Annotated in this window: 18 protein-coding genes; 16 read left to right on the top strand and 2 right to left on the bottom strand. The window is 37.9% G+C overall.

All coding sequences use genetic code 11. The features are described from left to right. The first annotated feature begins 18 nt into the window (after positions 1 to 18). The 9 genes from xseA to spo0A all read left to right on the top strand — a co-directional run bounded on the left by xseA (position 19) and on the right by spo0A (position 10,252). The gene (gene xseA / locus BM012_RS02160; RefSeq protein WP_061801940.1) at positions 19 to 1,368 is read left to right on the top strand and encodes an exodeoxyribonuclease VII large subunit; all 1,350 of its coding nucleotides are present in this window, start codon (positions 19 to 21) and stop codon (positions 1,366 to 1,368) included. Further along, complete coding sequence (locus BM012_RS02155) at positions 1,361 to 1,600, top strand: exodeoxyribonuclease VII small subunit (protein WP_019391544.1); 240 nt, start codon at positions 1,361 to 1,363, stop codon at positions 1,598 to 1,600. Before xseA ends, BM012_RS02155 begins: the two co-directional genes overlap by 8 nt. Then, the gene (locus BM012_RS02150; protein WP_061801939.1) at positions 1,597 to 2,475 is read left to right on the top strand and encodes a polyprenyl synthetase family protein; all 879 of its coding nucleotides are present in this window, start codon (positions 1,597 to 1,599) and stop codon (positions 2,473 to 2,475) included. Before BM012_RS02155 ends, BM012_RS02150 begins: the two co-directional genes overlap by 4 nt. Positions 2,476 to 2,678: 203 nt before the next feature. Further along, complete coding sequence (gene dxs, locus BM012_RS02145) at positions 2,679 to 4,583, top strand: 1-deoxy-D-xylulose-5-phosphate synthase (RefSeq protein ID WP_061801938.1); 1,905 nt, start codon at positions 2,679 to 2,681, stop codon at positions 4,581 to 4,583. After that, positions 4,580 to 5,404, top strand: a complete 825-nt coding sequence (locus BM012_RS02140; protein ID WP_061801937.1) for a TlyA family RNA methyltransferase — start codon at positions 4,580 to 4,582, stop codon at positions 5,402 to 5,404. The genes dxs and BM012_RS02140 overlap by 4 nt, the downstream gene beginning before the upstream one ends. A 198-nt stretch (positions 5,405 to 5,602) precedes the next feature. After that, positions 5,603 to 6,052: a transcriptional regulator AhrC/ArgR gene (gene ahrC / locus BM012_RS02135; protein WP_019391548.1), complete on the top strand. Its 450-nt coding sequence runs from the start codon at positions 5,603 to 5,605 to the stop codon at positions 6,050 to 6,052. A 14-nt stretch (positions 6,053 to 6,066) separates the two neighbouring features. Beyond that, on the top strand, positions 6,067 to 7,776 hold the full coding sequence (gene recN / locus BM012_RS02130) for a DNA repair protein RecN (protein WP_061801936.1): 1,710 nt from the start codon (positions 6,067 to 6,069) through the stop codon (positions 7,774 to 7,776). A 161-nt stretch (positions 7,777 to 7,937) separates the two neighbouring features. Next, complete coding sequence (gene spoIVB / locus BM012_RS02125) at positions 7,938 to 9,215, top strand: SpoIVB peptidase (protein ID WP_061801935.1); 1,278 nt, start codon at positions 7,938 to 7,940, stop codon at positions 9,213 to 9,215. Positions 9,216 to 9,460: 245 nt separating this feature from the next. Continuing rightward, positions 9,461 to 10,252 carry a sporulation transcription factor Spo0A gene (gene spo0A, locus BM012_RS02120; protein ID WP_061801934.1) on the top strand — a complete coding sequence of 264 codons (792 nt, stop codon included), beginning with the start codon at positions 9,461 to 9,463 and terminating at the stop codon, positions 10,250 to 10,252. Positions 10,253 to 10,314: 62 nt separating this feature from the next. On the opposite strand, the gene BM012_RS02115 is transcribed toward spo0A, so the two are convergent. Continuing rightward, positions 10,315 to 10,632: a winged helix-turn-helix transcriptional regulator gene (locus tag BM012_RS02115; protein ID WP_019391552.1), complete on the bottom strand. Its 318-nt coding sequence runs from the start codon at positions 10,630 to 10,632 to the stop codon at positions 10,315 to 10,317. Between the two features lie 149 nt (positions 10,633 to 10,781). Here BM012_RS02115 and BM012_RS02110 point away from each other — a divergent pair, with 149 nt between their 5' ends. The 4 genes from BM012_RS02110 (at position 10,782) to BM012_RS02095 (ending at position 13,528) form a co-directional block, all read left to right on the top strand. Continuing rightward, positions 10,782 to 11,168 carry a DoxX family protein gene (locus BM012_RS02110; RefSeq protein ID WP_061801933.1) on the top strand — a complete coding sequence of 129 codons (387 nt, stop codon included), beginning with the start codon at positions 10,782 to 10,784 and terminating at the stop codon, positions 11,166 to 11,168. Between the two features lie 2 nt (positions 11,169 to 11,170). Next, positions 11,171 to 12,013, top strand: a complete 843-nt coding sequence (locus tag BM012_RS02105) for a VOC family protein (RefSeq protein ID WP_061801932.1) — start codon at positions 11,171 to 11,173, stop codon at positions 12,011 to 12,013. A 17-nt stretch (positions 12,014 to 12,030) separates the two neighbouring features. Next, positions 12,031 to 12,675: a nitroreductase family protein gene (locus tag BM012_RS02100; RefSeq protein ID WP_061801931.1), complete on the top strand. Its 645-nt coding sequence runs from the start codon at positions 12,031 to 12,033 to the stop codon at positions 12,673 to 12,675. 139 nt (positions 12,676 to 12,814) lie between these two features. Next, positions 12,815 to 13,528 carry a glycerophosphodiester phosphodiesterase gene (locus BM012_RS02095; RefSeq protein WP_061801930.1) on the top strand — a complete coding sequence of 238 codons (714 nt, stop codon included), beginning with the start codon at positions 12,815 to 12,817 and terminating at the stop codon, positions 13,526 to 13,528. A 39-nt stretch (positions 13,529 to 13,567) separates the two neighbouring features. Here the strand turns inward: BM012_RS02095 and BM012_RS02090 are convergent, their stop codons facing one another. Further along, complete coding sequence (locus tag BM012_RS02090) at positions 13,568 to 13,810, bottom strand: DUF2627 domain-containing protein (protein ID WP_019391557.1); 243 nt, start codon at positions 13,808 to 13,810, stop codon at positions 13,568 to 13,570. 115 nt (positions 13,811 to 13,925) lie between these two features. On the opposite strand from BM012_RS02090, the gene BM012_RS02085 reads away from it, so the two are divergent. The 3 genes from BM012_RS02085 to bcd all read left to right on the top strand — a co-directional run bounded on the left by BM012_RS02085 (position 13,926) and on the right by bcd (position 18,241). Then, positions 13,926 to 15,971, top strand: coding sequence for a sigma-54 interaction domain-containing protein (locus tag BM012_RS02085; protein ID WP_061801929.1), 2,046 nt, complete (start codon positions 13,926 to 13,928; stop codon positions 15,969 to 15,971). Positions 15,972 to 16,220: 249 nt separating this feature from the next. Next, positions 16,221 to 17,138, top strand: a complete 918-nt coding sequence (yqiS, locus tag BM012_RS02080; RefSeq protein ID WP_061801928.1) for a phosphate butyryltransferase — start codon at positions 16,221 to 16,223, stop codon at positions 17,136 to 17,138. Then, positions 17,138 to 18,241, top strand: coding sequence for a branched-chain amino acid dehydrogenase (gene bcd / locus BM012_RS02075; protein ID WP_061801927.1), 1,104 nt, complete (start codon positions 17,138 to 17,140; stop codon positions 18,239 to 18,241). Before yqiS ends, bcd begins: the two co-directional genes overlap by 1 nt. Positions 18,242 to 18,338: the final 97 nt, after the last annotated feature.

Genomic DNA, 18,338 nt, shown 5'->3' with positions numbered 1-18,338 from the left:
TAACAAGGGGGAAGTGTCATGAGCGAATTAAAGCCTTTAACAATTACGGCTTTAACGAAATATATCAAACGAAAATTTGACGTTGATCCCCATTTGCAAGATGTGTGGCTGAAAGGGGAAATCTCAAACTTTAAACAGCATAGCAGAGGGCATATGTATTTTACCTTAAAAGACGAGCATGCCCGCATGTCTGCTGTGATGTTTTCGAGTCAAAATAAAAATTTGCCTTTTATCCCTGAAAACGGTATGAAAGTTCTTGCAAGGGGAGAAGTTTCAGTTTACGAAGGAAGCGGCAATTATCAGCTTTATATTCGCGACATGCAGCCTGACGGAGTAGGAAGTCTTCATCTTGCTTATGAGCAGCTGAAGAACAAATTAGAGGGAGAAGGGCTTTTTGATCCTAGGATTAAAAAGCCTCTCCCTCTTTATCCTAACCTCGTTGGAGTTGTAACCTCTCCAACAGGAGCAGCTGTAAGGGATATTATGACAACGATTAAACGGAGATATCCTGTTGCTCAAATTATTTTAATTCCAGCTCTTGTACAAGGTGATCGCGCTCCTGCTTCAATTGTAAGTGGAATTAAAAAGGCGAAAGATATAAACGCGGATGTGCTAATTATCGGACGCGGCGGTGGTTCTATTGAAGAACTTTGGGGATTTAACGATGAAAAAGTTGCCCGAGCTATATATGAGTCAAAGCTTCCTATTATTTCAGCTGTAGGTCATGAAACAGATTTCACGATCGCTGATTTTGTAGCTGACATGCGTGCTCCGACTCCTACTGCAGCAGCTGAACTAGCGGTGCCTAATTTAACGGAGGTACTTGAACGAATTAGCCAGCGGAAAATTCGCTTAACAAGAGCAATTTCGTCGCATATTACCGCAAAAAAGACGCGCTTAGAACGTACAGAGAAGTCGTATGCTTTTCGATATCCAACAAAGCTGCTAGAACAAAAGGAGCAGCAATTGGATCTTTTGCTTGATCGTTTACATAAGGAAAGTAAGCGTATTGCTATGAGAAAAGAAGAAAAGTTCTCTTACATAAAGCGTCGTCTTCTTACACATCATCCATACGCAAGGTTAAAAGAAGCTGATAGAGAACGAGAACGTTTAACACGCTTGTTACAAAAAGATATAACAACAGTGTTGAATGCTAAAAAGATGCTGTTGTCTTCTCATATGGCAAAGCTAAATGCGCTCAGTCCGTTAAAGATTATGGAGCGTGGATATAGTCTTGTATACAATGAAGAGGAAAAGCTTGTGAAAAGTACAAAAGGTGTAGCAAAAGGTGAAACGGTAACGCTACGCTTGAAAGATGGGTCCATTGATTGTCTTGTAGAAGACATAAGGAGTGGTGAGAATGAGTGAAGAAAAAGAATATACATTTGAAGAAGCGATGGAAGAACTTGAAAAAATCGTTGATAAACTTGAAGAAGGTGACGTTCCTTTAGAAGAAGCTATTGACCGATTTCAAGAAGGAATGAAACTCTCAAAATTTTGTCATGATCGCCTTCAAAAAATTGAAACACAAATGGAGCAAATCTTGCAAGAAGATGGAAACCTTGCTCCTTTCTCTGTTGGAGAGGAAGGTGACAAATGATCGCGCTTGAGAGCTATTTAAAAGAATATAAAAAGTTAGTCGAAGAGCTTCTCCCAACGCAAATTGAAGCGCTACAGATGCCAAGCTTGCTGAAAGAATCGATGTTATACTCCCTAACAGCAGGCGGAAAGCGCATTCGTCCGATTCTTCTTTTAGCAACGCTTGAAGCATTCGGGAAAGATAAATCCCTTGGTTATGAAGCAGCATGTGCTGTTGAAATGATTCACACCTACTCATTAGTTCATGATGACTTGCCAAGCATGGATGATGATGATCTAAGAAGAGGAAAGCCAACAAACCATAAAGTGTTCGGAGAAGCAGCCGCTATTTTAGCTGGCGATGCTTTGCTAACCTATAGCTTTCAAATCGTAACAAAAGCTAACTTTTCTCCAGAAATTAAGCTGCTTGTGATTGAAGAATTAGCACGTGCAGCAGGTGCTGAAGGAATGGTTGGGGGGCAGATGGCTGATATTGAAGGCGAAGAGAAAAAGCTTTCGTTAAAAGAGTTAGAATACATCCATGAACATAAGACAGGAAAACTCCTTTCTTTTGGGATTATTGCTGGAGCAATTATTGCAGGAGCATCGGAAGATCAGCTTAGTCATTTGAAAAATTTCAGCTATCATCTTGGTTTAGCTTTTCAAATTCAAGATGACATCTTAGATATTGAAGGAAATGAACAGCTTCTTGGTAAGCCTGTTGGAAGTGATACAGGTAATGATAAAGCAACATATCCAGCTCTTTTAGGCATGGAAAATGCAAAAGAGAAATTACAGTATCATATGGATCAAGCAATTATGGAGCTTGAAAAAGCTGAAATTCAAGATAGTATGTTAAAAGAGCTTTCTTATTACATCGCATGGCGTCAGCAATAAAAGAATATCAAAAGCTAAAGATTGAGCTTGAGATGTTTTTATGCTACAATAATGTCACAATTATGCTATGGAGTGTTTAGTTTTTTTTGAAAATTAGAAAGTGATTCTTTCTTGCCGTTATCACGTTTGTGTTAGCGGCTCTTTTTTCAAGGAAGGCTACTAAAGTAGTGTGGCTAACTAAGTACGAAAGTGAGTGATCCGATTTGGATCTTACGTCAATAAAAAATCCGGCATTTTTAAAGAAAATGTCTACTAGTGAATTAGAGTCACTTGGAGAAGATATTCGACGCTTTTTGATCGAGAATCTGTCCGTTACAGGGGGCCACATCGGTCCAAATCTTGGGGTGGTTGAATTAACAATTGCGCTTCATAAAATATTTGATAGCCCAAAAGACAAGTTTTTATGGGATGTTGGACATCAATCATATGTCCATAAAATTTTAACTGGCCGTGCCTGTAAGTTCGATACATTACGTAAGTACAAAGGTCTATGTGGATTTCCGAAACGAAATGAAAGCGAACATGATGTTTGGGAAACAGGTCACAGTTCAACGTCTTTATCAGCGGCAATGGGAATGGCTATTGCAAGAGATCTGAAGAAAACAGATGATTATATCATTCCGATTATTGGTGATGGAGCTTTAACAGGTGGAATGGCCTTGGAAGCTTTAAACCACATTGGACATGAGCAAAAAGACATGATCGTTATTTTAAATGACAATGAAATGTCTATTGCCCCAAACGTTGGTGCCCTGCATAATGTGCTAGGTCGTTTACGCACAGCTGGCAAATATCATTGGGTTAAAGATGAGCTTGAGTTTTTACTTAAAAAAGTTCCATCTGTTGGAGGACGTTTAGCTTCAACAGCTGAACGTGTAAAAGATGGTCTAAAGTATATGTTTGTATCGGGCATGTTCTTTGAAGAACTTGGTTTCACATATCTTGGTCCTGTTGATGGGCACAACTATGAGGAACTGTTCGATAATCTTCGCTATGCTAAAAAAACAAATGGTCCTATCCTTGTGCATGTTTTAACGAAAAAAGGAAAAGGGTACTTGCCTGCTGAAAGCGATAAAATTGGAACATGGCATGGTACAGGTCCTTACAAGATTGAATCAGGTGATTTCATTAAACCAAAAGACACGCCTCCAGCTTGGAGTAAAGTTATCAGTGATACTGTTCAAAAAGTAGCGCGTGAAGATGACAGAGTTGTTGCGATAACACCAGCTATGCCTGTAGGCTCAAAGCTTGAAGCTTTTCAAAAAGAATTTCCAGAGCGCATGTATGATGTAGGGATTGCTGAACAACATGCCACAACTGTAGCAGCAGGACTTGCTACACAAGACATGAAACCGTTTTTAGCTATCTATTCAACATTTTTACAGCGTGCATATGACCAAGTTGTGCATGACGTATGTCGTCAAAACTTGAACGTTTTCTTTGGTATTGATCGAGCAGGTCTTGTTGGAGCTGATGGTGAAACACATCAAGGCGTATTTGACATTGCCTTTATGCGCCATATTCCAAACATGGTTATGATGATGCCGAAAGATGAAAATGAAGGGCAGCATTTAGTGTACACGGCTCTTCAATATAACGATGGTCCAATTGCAATACGTTATCCACGTGGAAATGGACTTGGTGTTCCAATGGATAAAGAACTAAAAACAATTCCGATTGGAACGTGGGAAGTGTTAAAAGAAGGGCATGATGCCACAATTTTAACATTTGGTCCTTCAATTGAGATGGCAATGGAAGCGCGTGAAAAGATGGCGAAGAACGGCATATCTGTTAAGATTGTAAACGCTCGTTTTATTAAGCCGCTTGATCATAAGATGCTTCATGAGCTTTTTAAAGAAAACAAGCCGATTATGACGATTGAAGAAGCTGTTTTAGAAGGTGGATTTGGAAGTGCTGTATTAGAGTTTGCTTCAGATCACGGATATGATAGTTCACTTGTTGATCGCATGGGAATTCCAGACTACTTTGTTGAGCATGGAAGCGTTGATCGCCTTCTAGAAGAAATTGAGTTTACAACTGAACATGTTGTAACTCGTTTGCAAAAGCGTGTGAACGTAAAAAAGACTAAAGGACTTGAAGCAAGGTGACGAAAAAAGAACGTGTAGATGTGTTATTGGTGGAGCGTGGCTTAGTGGAAACACGTGAAAAAGCTAAACGCACTGTCATGGCAGGTCTCGTATATACAAATGAACAAAGATTAGATAAACCTGGAGAAAAAATTTCAGTTGATACACCTCTTACTGTAAAAGGAAAAGTAATGCCTTATGTAAGCAGAGGAGGATTTAAACTCGAAAAGGCACTTAAGGAATTTGATCTTACTGTAAAAGATAAAATTATGTTAGATATCGGAGCATCAACAGGGGGCTTTACAGATTGCGCTCTTCAAAATGGAGCACAGCTTTCTTATGCGCTTGATGTGGGATATAATCAGCTTGCATGGAAAATGCGTCAAGATGAGCGTGTAGTTGTGATGGAAAGAACAAATTTCCGCTATGTAACACCAGATCAGCTACAGTTTGGAATGCCGCAATTTGCTTCTATTGACGTTTCTTTTATTTCTTTAAAATTAATTTTTCCGGTTCTTAAAACATTACTTGTCCCAAATAGTGATGTTGTTGCTCTTGTGAAACCACAGTTTGAAGCAGGACGTGAACAAGTTGGGAAAAAAGGAATTGTCAGAGATCGAGCTGTACATGAAGATGTACTCCAAGAAATTTGTACATTTGTTCTTCGTGAAGGATATGATATTGCTTCTTTAACGTATTCTCCAATTACAGGGGGAGATGGAAATATTGAATTTCTTCTTCATCTAAAGTGGAGTGGGGAAAAAGAAGTTGGCGAAACTTTTTCTGAAACAACAATAGAACAAGCCGTAACACAAGCGCATGCGGCTTTAAAAAAAGGGTAATAAATTAAGCGGTGCTTTTTATAGCGCCGCTTAAAGTTTGTCATGGCTTGCTTTATAAGTTGTCTAAGCTGCGATAATTAGCTAACATAGTATTACATACATTGTTTTGTGAAAAAGGGAGAGCTTATAAAAAAACAAGAAAACTTTTTCTTATACATAGCTATAATTCAAATTCAAAGATTATGTGAGGTGTAAATGATGAATAAAGGACAGCGACATATTAAAATTAGAGAAGTTATTGCAAATAACGATATTGAAACACAGGATGATTTAGTCGATATTTTAAAAAGCTTAGGCTTTAATGTTACACAAGCAACAGTTTCCCGTGATATTAAAGAACTTCATCTTGTAAAAGTGCCAATGCTTGATGGGCGCTACAAATATAGCTTACCAGCTGACCAGCGTTTTAATCCTCTTCAAAAATTAAAGCGTGCTCTTACAGATGCATTTATAAAAATTGATGCAGCTGAGAATTTACTTGTTATGAAAATGTTGCCAGGTAATGCAAATGTAGTTGGAGCTCTTATTGATCACTTAGATTGGGAAGAAATTTTAGGAACAATTTGTGGAGACGATACGTGTTTAATTATATGTAGAACGTCTGAGGAAGCCAAAACGATTTCAAATCGCTTTTTAGAAATGCTGTAGGGGTGTGAATAGGAGTGTTAGCCGAACTATCGATTAAAAACTTTGCAATTATCGAAAGCCTATCTCTTTCATTTGAAAAAGGATTAACTGTTTTAACAGGGGAGACAGGGGCTGGAAAGTCTATTATTATTGATGCGATTCATTTACTTGTTGGAGGACGAGGCTCTGCTGAATTTGTTCGACACGGTACGGATCGAGCAGAAATAGAAGGGCTGTTTTTAATTGAAAAAAGCCATCCCTGCTTTGAAAAAGCAGAGTCGCTTGGAATTGAAGTGGAGGATGAGATGATTGTGCTAAGGCGCTCGATTACAGCGAGCGGAAAAAGCATTTGTCGCATTAACGGAAAGCTTGTGACACTTGCGATTTTACGTGAAGTCGGTGGAACGCTTGTTGATATTCACGGGCAGCATGAACATCAAGACCTTATGAATGGTGATCGACACTTAACATTGCTTGATCAATATGGTGGTTCGATTATTGAAAAAGCGCTAGGGTTGTACGGTTCGCTTTATGATGAATACATAAGTCTGAAAAAACAAATGGAAAAGCTAACGGAAAATGAGCAGCAAAGGGCTCACAGGCTAGATTTAATTCAGTTTCAGCTCAATGAAATTAAAACAGCTGAACTTGTACCAAAAGAAGATGAGAATCTTTTTGAAGAGAAAATTAAAATTTCTAACTATGAAAAGATTTATAGCTCGCTCAGAGACGCTTATTATGCTTTGCACGGGGAACAAAGAGGGCTTGATTTAGTATCTGTTGCAATGAACAACACAGGTGAGATTGCTGACCTAGAGGATGACTATAAAGAAATTTCAGAAACAGTGTCAAACTGTTTTTATCAACTTGAAGACGTCTCATATAGCATTCGTCAACAGCTTGATGCTTTAGAATTTGATCCAAATCGGCTTGATATTATTGAAGCTAGATTAAATGAGATCAATCACTTAAAGAGAAAGTACGGACAATCTGTGGAAGAGATTTTAGAGTATGCTGATGCTATTGAAGAAGAAATTGATACGATTCAAAATAGAGATACGCACATTTCTAAAATTGAAAAACAGCTTGAGGCAGTGATGAGTGAACTTTTTAAAGAAGCGAAAAATGTTTCTCATATTCGACAAAAGCTGGCTGAAGAGCTAACAGAAAAGATTCATCATGAACTTCAAGCTCTTTATATGGCTAAAACCGTATTTAAAATTCAGTTTGCTAAACGTGGAGAAGAAGCGCCTGTTAGTGAAAAAGATGTAAAGTTTACGAAAAGCGGAATTGATCATGTGGAGTTTTATATCTCAACAAACCCTGGCGAACCGTTGAAGCCTTTATCAAAAGTAGCATCAGGAGGAGAGCTTTCTAGAATTATGCTCGCACTTAAAAGTATTTTCTCACATCATCAAGGTGTGACATCTATTATTTTTGATGAAGTAGACACAGGGGTAAGTGGGCGAGTTGCTCAAGCTATTGGAGAGAAGATTTACCAAATCTCAACAGGTTCACAAGTTTTCTGTATTTCTCATCTGCCACAGGTTGCCGCGATGGCTGATACGCACTTATTTATTGCTAAAAAGTCTGTGAACGATAGAACGCAAACAAGCGTCACACCGCTTAGCTCTAATGAAAAAATTATTGAAATTGGCCGTATGATCGCAGGAGTTGAAGTGACAGATTTAACAAAAGAACATGCAAAAGAGCTGCTTGAGCTTGCGCATCAGTTGAAAAAGTAGGGAGACAAATTCTCCCTACTTTTTCTCGTTTTTCGTAGTTATAATTGTGCGCAAAGAAGGTAACATTAAAGACATAAGCAAAAGCTTCATTTTACAATCTCAGGTGCTTATTTATTCAACGAAGAAGTGTGTGGCAGGAAGCGAGGAGAGTGAAATGTTCAATGGATAGATATAGAAAATGGATAGGAACAATTCTCCTTGTTTCGCTCATCGTAATAGGTTTTATACCAAGTGTGCAGCATTATGTAAAAATCCCAACAAACATCATCCTTTTTGAAAATCAAACGTTGCCCATTCAGTCCGCTCAGCAAGTGTCATCAAATCAGCCAAATGTTTCAGTAGAACCTGAAAAAGAAAGTTCAACATGGCAAGTTAGTGGTAATGATGTTGGAGAAAGCAAACTCGTTGTCCAAGCAGGTGCTTTTCCAGCGAAAGAAGTTGATGTAAAAGTTCTTCCTGATTTTAAAGTATATCCAGGAGGACAATCGATTGGAGTAAAACTTAACTCTAAAGGTGTCCTTGTTGTTGGATATCATCAAGTTGATACAAAAGAAGGAAAAAAATCTCCAGGTGAAATTGCAGGAATCCAAGTTGGAGATATGATTACTGAGATCAACGGGAAAAACATTGAGAAAATGAGTGATGTAACGCCGTTTATCAAACAAGCAGGAAAAAGTGGAGATCCACTTAACATCACAGTTACTCGTGATGATCAAAGTATTAAAACAAAACTTTATCCATTGAAGGATAAGGGAGATTATGCTTATCGAATTGGACTCTATATTCGTGATTCAGCAGCTGGTATTGGTACGATGACTTTTTTTGAGCCAAATTCGAAAAAATATGGAGCTCTTGGTCATGTGATTTCGGATATGGATACGAAAAAGCCGATTGTTGTGAAAGATGGACAAATTATGAAGTCAACGGTCACGTCGATTGAAAAAGGAAGTGACGGAGCTCCTGGAGAGAAGCTTGCTCGTTTTTCTTCAGAACGTTCTGTAATTGGTGACATTACGCGCAACAGTCCGTTTGGTATTTACGGGAAGTTAACGGAACAAGTAGAAAACAACATTGTGAACAACCCCCTTCCTATTGCGCTTTCACATCAAGTGAAAAAGGGGCCAGCTAAAATCTTAACTGTAATTGAAGAGAATAAAGTAGAAGAGTTTAGTGTCGAAATTGTAAGTACAGTTGATCAGAAGTTTCCAGCAACAAAAGGAATGGTAATTAAAGTAACAGATCCAAAACTTCTCGAGAAAACGGGAGGAATTGTACAGGGCATGAGCGGAAGCCCAATTATTCAAGATGGTCGCTTAGTTGGTGCTGTTACTCACGTTTTTGTTAACGATTCAACATCAGGATACGGGGTCCATATTGAATGGATGCTAAACGAAGCAGGAATAGACATTTATGAACATCCACGACAAAAGGCGAGCTAATTATAGTTCGTCTTTTTTGTCATTTCTTCTTTTCTAAACAGAAACTTTTTGACCTTTGTCATATTGTTTAAAGTGCTGACATTTCTTATCAATATAACGGTATTTTTGTTAAAATGGTGGAAGGAATCACCTTTTATCCAAAAAATAAAAGGAAATGGTCTTGCATTGTCGAATTGTTCATTTAGAATAAGTTTAGAGACCTATCGACACAGTAGCTTATTATATGGGATCGAGGAGGAGTTATATTGAAAAAGATTAAGGTTTGCTTAGTTGATGATAACCGTGAACTCGTGAGCTTATTAGAAGATTACCTCTCAACGCAAGAAGATATTGAAGTTGTAGGGGCTGCTTATAATGGCCAAGAGTGCCTTTCGTTAGTCAAAGAGCAAAAACCTGATGTGTTACTATTAGATATTATTATGCCCCATTTAGACGGGATAGCGGTATTAACAAAATTGAGAGAGATGGAGCTTGAGAAAACACCTAATGTCATCATGTTAACTGCGTTCGGACAAGAAGATGTAACAAAGAAAGCCGTTGACTTAGGTGCTGCATACTTCATCCTTAAACCGTTCGATATGGAGAACCTCGTCAACAATATCCGCCAAGTGAGCGGAAAAGCGCCAACTTTTACAACTCGCCCACAAAATTCAGCAATTAAAGTGCAACGAGAAAATAAGAGCAATAACTTAGATGCAAATATTACAAGCATTATCCATGAAATTGGCGTACCTGCTCATATTAAAGGATATATGTACTTACGAGAAGCTATTGCAATGGTATATAGAGATATTGAGCTGCTTGGCTCTATTACAAAAGTTTTATATCCAGACATTGCTAAAAAATATAACACAACAGCAAGTCGCGTTGAGCGTGCTATTCGTCATGCAATTGAAGTTGCGTGGAGCAGAGGGAATATTGAATCGATCTCTTCGCTTTTTGGCTATACAGTAAGCATGAGTAAAGCAAAACCAACAAATAGCGAATTTATCGCAATGGTAGCAGATAAATTACGCCTTGAGCATAAAGCAAGTTGAAAGGGTTAGACCTTTTTGGCGCAAAAAAGACCAATGATTAGTCATTGGTCTTTTTTTGTAATTTAGTTTTGCGCTTCTAACCAGTTCTGTGACCACTTCTCAATTTCATTCATAAGCGGTTCTAGTGCTGCTCCTTTTTCCGTTAAGGAATATTCAATTCTCACGGGTGTCTCAGGAAAAACTTCGCGTTTTACAATTCCTTCATGTTCAAGATCTTTTAAGCGTTCAGACAGCACGCGACCACTAATTCCAATAGATGATTCAATATGACAAAAGCGCTGTGGACCTGTTAGAAGTTGATAAATAACTAATCCAGTCCATCTTTGACTTAATATGCTCATAGCTTTTTCGAAACGTGGGCAAATTAATGATCTATCCAAATGTATCACTCCCTACCTTCTATTATAATCATTAAAATGAATAATTAAATGATTTTGACTCAAAAAGTTACTTGACATTAATTAATAACAAAAATATAATAACTTACATAAAGTAAGTTACTAACAAACAGAGAAAAGGAGAAAGTATAATGACAGGATATAGAGTAGGTTCAGCACTTTTACGTGTGTTTTTAGGAATTACATTTTTTATTCATGGGCTTCAAAAATTTCAGGGAGGAATTGAAAATACGGTTGCTTTCTTTGAAAGTGTCGGTTTTCCAGGATTCTCTGCTTACGTTGTAGCAACAATTGAATTAGTTGGTGGGATACTTATGGTTCTAGGTGTTGGAACCCGTATTATTGCAGCTTTATTCTTTTTCGTTTTAGCAGGAGCTATTCTAAAAGTTAAACTATCAGCAGGCTTTGTTGGTGGATATGAAGTTGACCTAGCATTACTTGTTATAGCCGTTCATCTAGCAATTGTTAAAAATACAGCATTCTCACTTGAAAATTTGTGGGCAAAGAAGGAAAAATAAAAATGAAATTTCAAAGCTATCCAATTCAACATGTGGAACTTAAAGTTGAAAATTTAGAACGATCCATTTCTTTCTATAAAAAAGTGATTGGCTTTTCTGTATTGGAAAAAACAGAGAAAGAAGTTTTTCTTACAGCAGATGGTGAAACAAGTTTGCTTTCTTTAAAAGAGCTTGAACACTATAGTCCAAAGCAAGGAAAAACAACAGGGCTTTATCACTTTGCTATTTTATTACCAGAACGCGTGTACTTAGCTTCAATTCTGAAGCACTTTTTGAAACAAGGCATTGAGCTTGGCGCATCTGACCACCTTGTAAGTGAAGCACTTTATTTATCAGATCCAGATGGAAACGGAATTGAAGTATATGCTGATCGTGATTCATCAACATGGAAGTGGCAAAATAATGAAGTTGTAATGGATACAAAACCACTTGATGGACAAAATCTTTTAAATGAGCTTCCAAAGGATGAAGAGTGGAAAGGTCTCCCGCATAAAACTCTTATTGGACATATCCACCTTCATGTTCGTAATCTTGAAGAAGCAGAGAAGTTTTATAAAGAAGGTTTAGGTCTTGATATTGTAACGAATTACGGAGGGCATGCGCTTTTTCTTTCTTTTCATCGCTATCATCATCATATTGGAGTTAACATTTGGGCAGGTAAGGATGCTAAGAATCCAAAACCTGAACATGTAGGTTTAAAATCATTCGCTCTTTTTTACGATACGAAAGAGCAAAGAGACAAAGCGATTGAAAGATTAATTTCTCTTGGGTTCCATGTAAAAGAACAAGATGATGTATTTACAGCCGAAGACGAGAGTGGAAATAAAATGAAATTAGTTTTCTGATATAAGGAGGAGAAACAATGGGATTTTTACAAAAAGTGTTCGGAAGTGAGCAAGAAGAAACAAAAGGAACTAACTTTTATGAGGCGGTAGAAAGTCGACGTTCAATCTACGGAATTAGCAATGAGAAAGTTATCTCAGATGAAAGGTTAAAAGAAGTTATTGAACATGCTGTAAAACATACACCATCTTCTTTTAATTCACAAAGTGCATCTGTTGTCGTATTAACAGGGGAAAGCCATAAAAAACTTTGGCACATTACGAAAGAAACGCTTCGTAAAATTGTGCCAGAAGATGCTTTTAGCGAAACAGAAAATAAAATGAATGCATTTAAAAGCGGCTATGGGACTGTGCTGTTTTTTGAAAACATGGATGTTGTCCAATCACTTCAGGAACAGTTCCCATCATATGCAGAAAACTTCCCGCTCTGGTCTTTACAATCAAGTGGGATGTTGCAACACGTCATTTGGACAGCACTGGAAGTAGAAGGATACGGCGCATCTCTTCAACACTACAATCCATTGATTGATGAAGAAGTGAAGAATGAATGGAATGTACAAGGAAATTGTAAATTAATTGCACAAATGCCGTTTGGGAAGCCAACTAGCGCACCAGGTGAGAAAACGTTCAAACCATTAGCAGAACGAGTTTCTTTCTATAACTAATGAAAAAAGCTAACCACTTACTTGTGGTTAGCTTTTTTGTGTAAGCGGGAAAGGAATGCTTCTAGCAGTAGAACATTTACTGAAAATCATGTAAAGTAAAAGCGTACAGAATATGCAAAAACTTAAGGGAGTGAGAAGTATGGAAATTATCGGCCACCGTGGTGCAGCAGGAACATGTCCTGAGAATACAATGGTTTCATTTCAACGAGCAATTGAAGAAGGTGCAAGTGGAATTGAACTTGATGTTCATCTTTCAAAAGACGGGGAAATTATTGTTATTCATGATGAAACAGTAGACAGAACAACAGATGGCAAAGGATACATAGGGGAACTCACTTACAAAGATATTCGCAAGTTAAATGCAAAATATAAGTTTAAAGAGCATAATAAATGTATGGTTCCATCACTGCCTGAAGTATTTGAATGGGCAAAGGAAGAAACGTTTTTTATAAATATTGAATTAAAAAATAATGTCATTGAATATCCGCTTTTAGAGTGGAAAGTGATTGATTTAGTTCATCAATATGGATTGAAAGATCGAATTGTTTTTTCTTCTTTTAATCATAATAGTTTGGCACGCGTACTTAGCTATGACTCTCGTTTTGAAACAGCTGTTTTGTATTCACATAAACTTTTTGAACCCTGGCACTATGCAAAACATCTAGGAAGTGATGGTCTTCATCCAAATAGTAGGAACGTTACAGAAGTTGTTGTTAAAGCAGCTCATAAAGAAGGTCTTAAAGTCCGGCCTTACACAGTGAATAAAAAAGAGGAAATGCTAGAAATGAAAAAAGCTGGATGTGATGCAATTGTGACAGATTATCCTAAAAGGGCTATTGAGTTATTGAAATAACGACTAAAAGGCGGCTGTTTCCCCGCCTTTTTTGTTCATCTACTTCCAAGGCCGTTGGAAGCGCCGCTGAACTTTTTTTCGTTTCCGATCGCGATAAAGAACAAACCCTGCTACAAAGCTTAGGCCGCTTGCAAATAGAATAAAGCCTATGAAAAATTGCAGTGGAAGGGAAGTAAAAGGTTCGACAGTTTGACCAAAAAGCATATCTCGCATCAATTTAATCCCAAATGCAGCAATAACCCCTGGGATAACCATAACAAGCAAAGCAATAATACGAATCATATAAAGTATGCTCCTTTCCTTAAAGGCGTCGATATAAATATATTCGAGTTTTTGATTTGCTTATCCTTTTTTAGAAAGAAGTAAAACGACTTTTATAAACGATAAGGTGATGTTAATGCAAAATGTATTAATTGTTGGAGGTGGAAAAGGAGGGACTTCTCTTCTTAAACTGCTTCTCCAGTCCGATTCATTTAAAGTAATCGGAATGATTGACTATAACGAATGGGCAGAGGGGGTGTTACTCGCACAAAAGGAACGAATCCCCACAGGAAGAGAATGGAGTTCTTTTTTAACAGAGGTTGTTGATATTGTCATTGATACAACAGGAGATGAGAGCGTATTTCAAAAAATACGAGCAAAAAAACACAACCATACCGTTCTGATTCCAGGTACAGTTGCTTTCATTATTGCTTCTCTTCTTGAGGATAAGGAAGAACTTATTGATACTCTGCAGCAAGAATCATATAAACAAGAGCTTATTTTTAATGCAACACATGACGGAATGATTGCGATTGATGAAAAAGGGATTGTAACTCTTCTAAATGAAAGCGCAGAGCATATGACCAATTTAAAAGCAAAAGACGTTGTTGGTAAACACATTCATGAAACAATGCCATCAAGTGAGCTTATCGAAACTCTTCATACAAGACGAGTTGATAAAGATCAGAAATTCACTCTTGATAACGGGAGGAATATCATCACATCACGCGTTCCTCTTGTTGATGAAAAAGGACATCTTTACGGAGCTTTTTCAATTTTTAAAGATGTGACAGATGTTGCCCATTTAGCAGAAGAGCTTACAAATGTAAAAGAGCTTCAAACAATGCTTCAAGCAATTATCCAATCTTCTGAAGAAGCAATCTCTGTTGTGGATGAAAAAGGACACGGTATTTTGATTAATAAAGCATATACAAAGATGACAGGGCTCAAAGAAGAAGATGTAATCGGTCTTCCTGCAACGGCAGATATTTCAGAAGGCGAAAGCATGCATATGAAAGTACTTAAAACACGTCGTCCTGTCCGTCGCGTTCGCATGAAAGTTGGCCCACATAAGCGTGATGTTTTCGTGAACGTGGCACCAATTATTGTAGACGGAATTTTAAAAGGAAGCGTTGGCGTTATCCATGATGTATCTGAAATTACAGAGTTAACAAATGCTTTGAAAAGAGCGCGCCAAATCATTCGTACGCTTGAAGCGAAGTATGCATTTGAAGATATCATTGGTTCATCAGAAGCATTCATGCTCTCCATTCAGCAGGCAAAGTTAGCGGCAAAGACACCTGCTACAGTGCTATTAAGAGGAGAATCTGGAACGGGAAAAGAACTTTTTGCGCATGCTATTCATAATGAAAGCGACCGAAAATATAACAAATTTGTTAGAGTGAACTGTGCGGCTATCCCCGAATCTTTACTTGAAAGTGAACTTTTTGGTTATGAAGAAGGAGCGTTTTCAGGAGCAAAGAGAGGGGGAAAGAGAGGGCTTTTTGAAGAAGCGCATAATGGAAGTATCTTTCTAGACGAAATTGGGGAACTTTCAGCAAATACGCAAGCAAAGCTTTTACGTGTTCTGCAAGATAGTGAAATTATCCGTGTCGGCAGTACGGTACCAAAACCAATTGATGTGCGCGTTATTGCAGCAACAAATGTCAATCTTGAACGAGGTATTACAGAAGGTAAAATACGAGAAGATTTATATTATCGTTTAAGCCAAATTCCGATTCAAATTCCTCCTTTACGCGATCGCAAAAAAGATATTAAAGAACTTTGTGATCACTTAATTCGAAAAATTAATGCTGATTACGGACGCAATGTAGAAGGAATTACAGGTAGAACGCTAGCTTATTTGCAATCGTATGATTGGCCAGGTAATGTTCGTGAGCTTGAAAATGTGTTAGGAAGGGCAATTATTTACATGGAAATGAATGAACAATTGATAGATGTTGAACATATTCCGACTCTTGAAAGAAAGAAAAAGGTAGCTCCAAACGATGAAAAGAAAGTAGCAACAGATAAGTCATTAGCCGTTCTTTTAGAAGAACATGAAAAGAAAATTTTAGCCCAAGCCTTAGCAGAAAACAAAGGAAGCAGAACGAAAACAGCGAAGCAACTTGGCATCTCCATTCGCTCTTTTTACTATAAACTAGAAAAATATCAGCTCTAAATTCTACACAAAAATAAAATTCGTGTTATAATTTGCATGCAGTAAATTGCTCAACCTGCAATTTGTTGCATGTTTTTTCTTTTTCAACGAGTGATATTTCATACATATAGAGCTGGCACGTTTTTTGCATAAGTATAGGGAGTAGAGCAAATTTTCTCGTATCTCGTAAAAAACAAAGTAAGTTTGCAACTTTCTGGTTGAGAAATCTTCACTTTGTTAAAACTTTAAACGAAAGGTAAAGGTTATTTTATGAGTACTCTCACAAGGCTGATTGCCCAAGCAAAAGAAAATAGAGTAACAGTAGCAGTAGCTGCTGCGGAAGATATGGAAGTTATCAAAGCTGTACGTGAAGCAAACAAGAATGAAGTAGCTCATTTTCAACTCTATGGAGATGAAAAAAAACTTCTTTCTTTGATAGAGCGTGTAGATTCTAATCTTTTGAATAACAAAGCGATTAATATTATTTCAGCACCCTCTCCTGAAGAAGCAGCTTATAAAGCTGTTAAAGCTGTTCACAATAAGACAGCAGACGTTTTGATGAAGGGAAATATCCCTACTAAAACCATTTTGAAAGCAGCTTTAGATAAACAGTTTGGCTTGCGAACAAGTCGAGTATTGTCTCATGTTGCTTTGTTTGAAGTGCCGATATATGAACGACCAATCATTATTACAGATGCGGCAATGAATATTGCTCCAACTGTTTCGGAAAAAAGTCAAATCATTAAAAATGCAGTTTCTGTAGCTCATGCGATCGGTTTGGATTATCCAAAGGTAGCTGTTTTAGCAAGTGTTGAAGTTGTGAACGAAAACATGCCCGCAACCCTTCACGCAAAAGAGCTTATAGAAATATTTCAACAGGAAACAAATTGTTTTGTTGAAGGTCCCTTTGCACTTGACAATGCCATTTCTCCTTATGCTGCAGAACATAAAGGAATTGGTGGAAAGGTGGCCGGTCGTGCCGATATTTTACTGGCTCCAAACATTGAGTCAGGGAATATTTTATACAAATCGCTTATCTATTTTGCTAAAGCAAGAGTTGGCGCGATTATCGCTGGAGCAAAAGCTCCTATTGTTTTAACATCTAGAGCAGATTCAGCCGAGAGCAAACTTCATTCCCTAGCCTTAGCCATTTGTATTTCACAACATGAAAGCAGGGAGGAAACATGATGGGAATCTTCAGCTATATGGAGAAGTATGATTATGAACAGCTTGTTATCTGTCAAGATAAGCAGTCTGGCTTAAAAGCTGTTATTGCAATTCACGATACAACACTTGGTCCAGCATTAGGTGGAACAAGAATGTGGACGTACGCTTCTGAAGAAGATGCGATAGAAGATGCGCTCCGATTAGCGAGAGGAATGACATATAAAAATGCAGCAGCAGGCTTGAATCTAGGTGGAGGCAAGACTGTTATTATTGGGGATCCAAAAAAGGATAAAAACGAGGAAATGTTTCGAGCATTTGGCCGCTACATTCAAGGCCTTAATGGTCGCTATATTACAGCAGAAGATGTTGGCACAACAGTGGAAGATATGGATATTATCTATCAAGAAACAAACTATGTTACAGGCATTTCTCCTGCGTTCGGCTCCTCTGGTAATCCTTCTCCCGTTACGGCATATGGAGTTTATAAAGGAATGAAAGCAGCGGTGAAAGCAGCATTTGGAAGCGATAGTTTGGCAGGAAAAACCGTTGCTGTTCAAGGTGTTGGAAATGTAGCTTATCACCTTTGCAAACATCTTCATCATGAGGGTGCGAAGCTTATCGTAACAGATTTAAATAAAGAGGCTGTAAAACGTGTTGTGGAAGAGTTCCAGGCAAAAGCTGTTGAAATAGACGACATTTATAGCGTAGAATGTGATATTTATGCTCCTTGTGCGTTAGGTGCAACGCTTAATGACCAAACAATTCCAAAACTAAAAGCAAAAGTTATTGCAGGTGCTGCTAACAATCAGCTCAAAGAGTCTCGACACGGAGATGTTCTTCATGCAATGGGAATCATTTACGCTCCTGACTATGTTATTAATGCAGGAGGAGTTATCAATGTTGCAGATGAACTAGAAGGCTATAACAGAGAGCGTGCTTTAAAAAAAGTAGAAGGTGTCTACGACAACATTGAAAGAGTATTATCGATCTCAGAGCGAGATGGCATCCCTTCATACAAAGCAGCAGATCGCTTAGCAGAGGAGCGAATTGCTCGAATGAGAAATTCACGAAGCCAATTTCTACAAAATGAACATCATATATTAACGCGTCGCTCCAGAATGTAGAAAATTAGGGGGGAGATGGTGACGGTCTTATCCCCTCTTTCTCATTGGGAGAGGAGAATATTACATAGCTTATTTGAGCGTCACTTTACAATAAGGG

The sequence above is a fragment of the Priestia endophytica DSM 13796 genome, assembly GCF_900115845.1.
Taxonomy (GTDB): Bacteria; Bacillota; Bacilli; order Bacillales; family Bacillaceae_H; genus Bacillus_I; species Bacillus_I endophytica.
The sequence above is the reverse complement of the archived record's forward strand: the minus strand, read 5'-3'. Positions and strand labels throughout refer to the sequence as shown.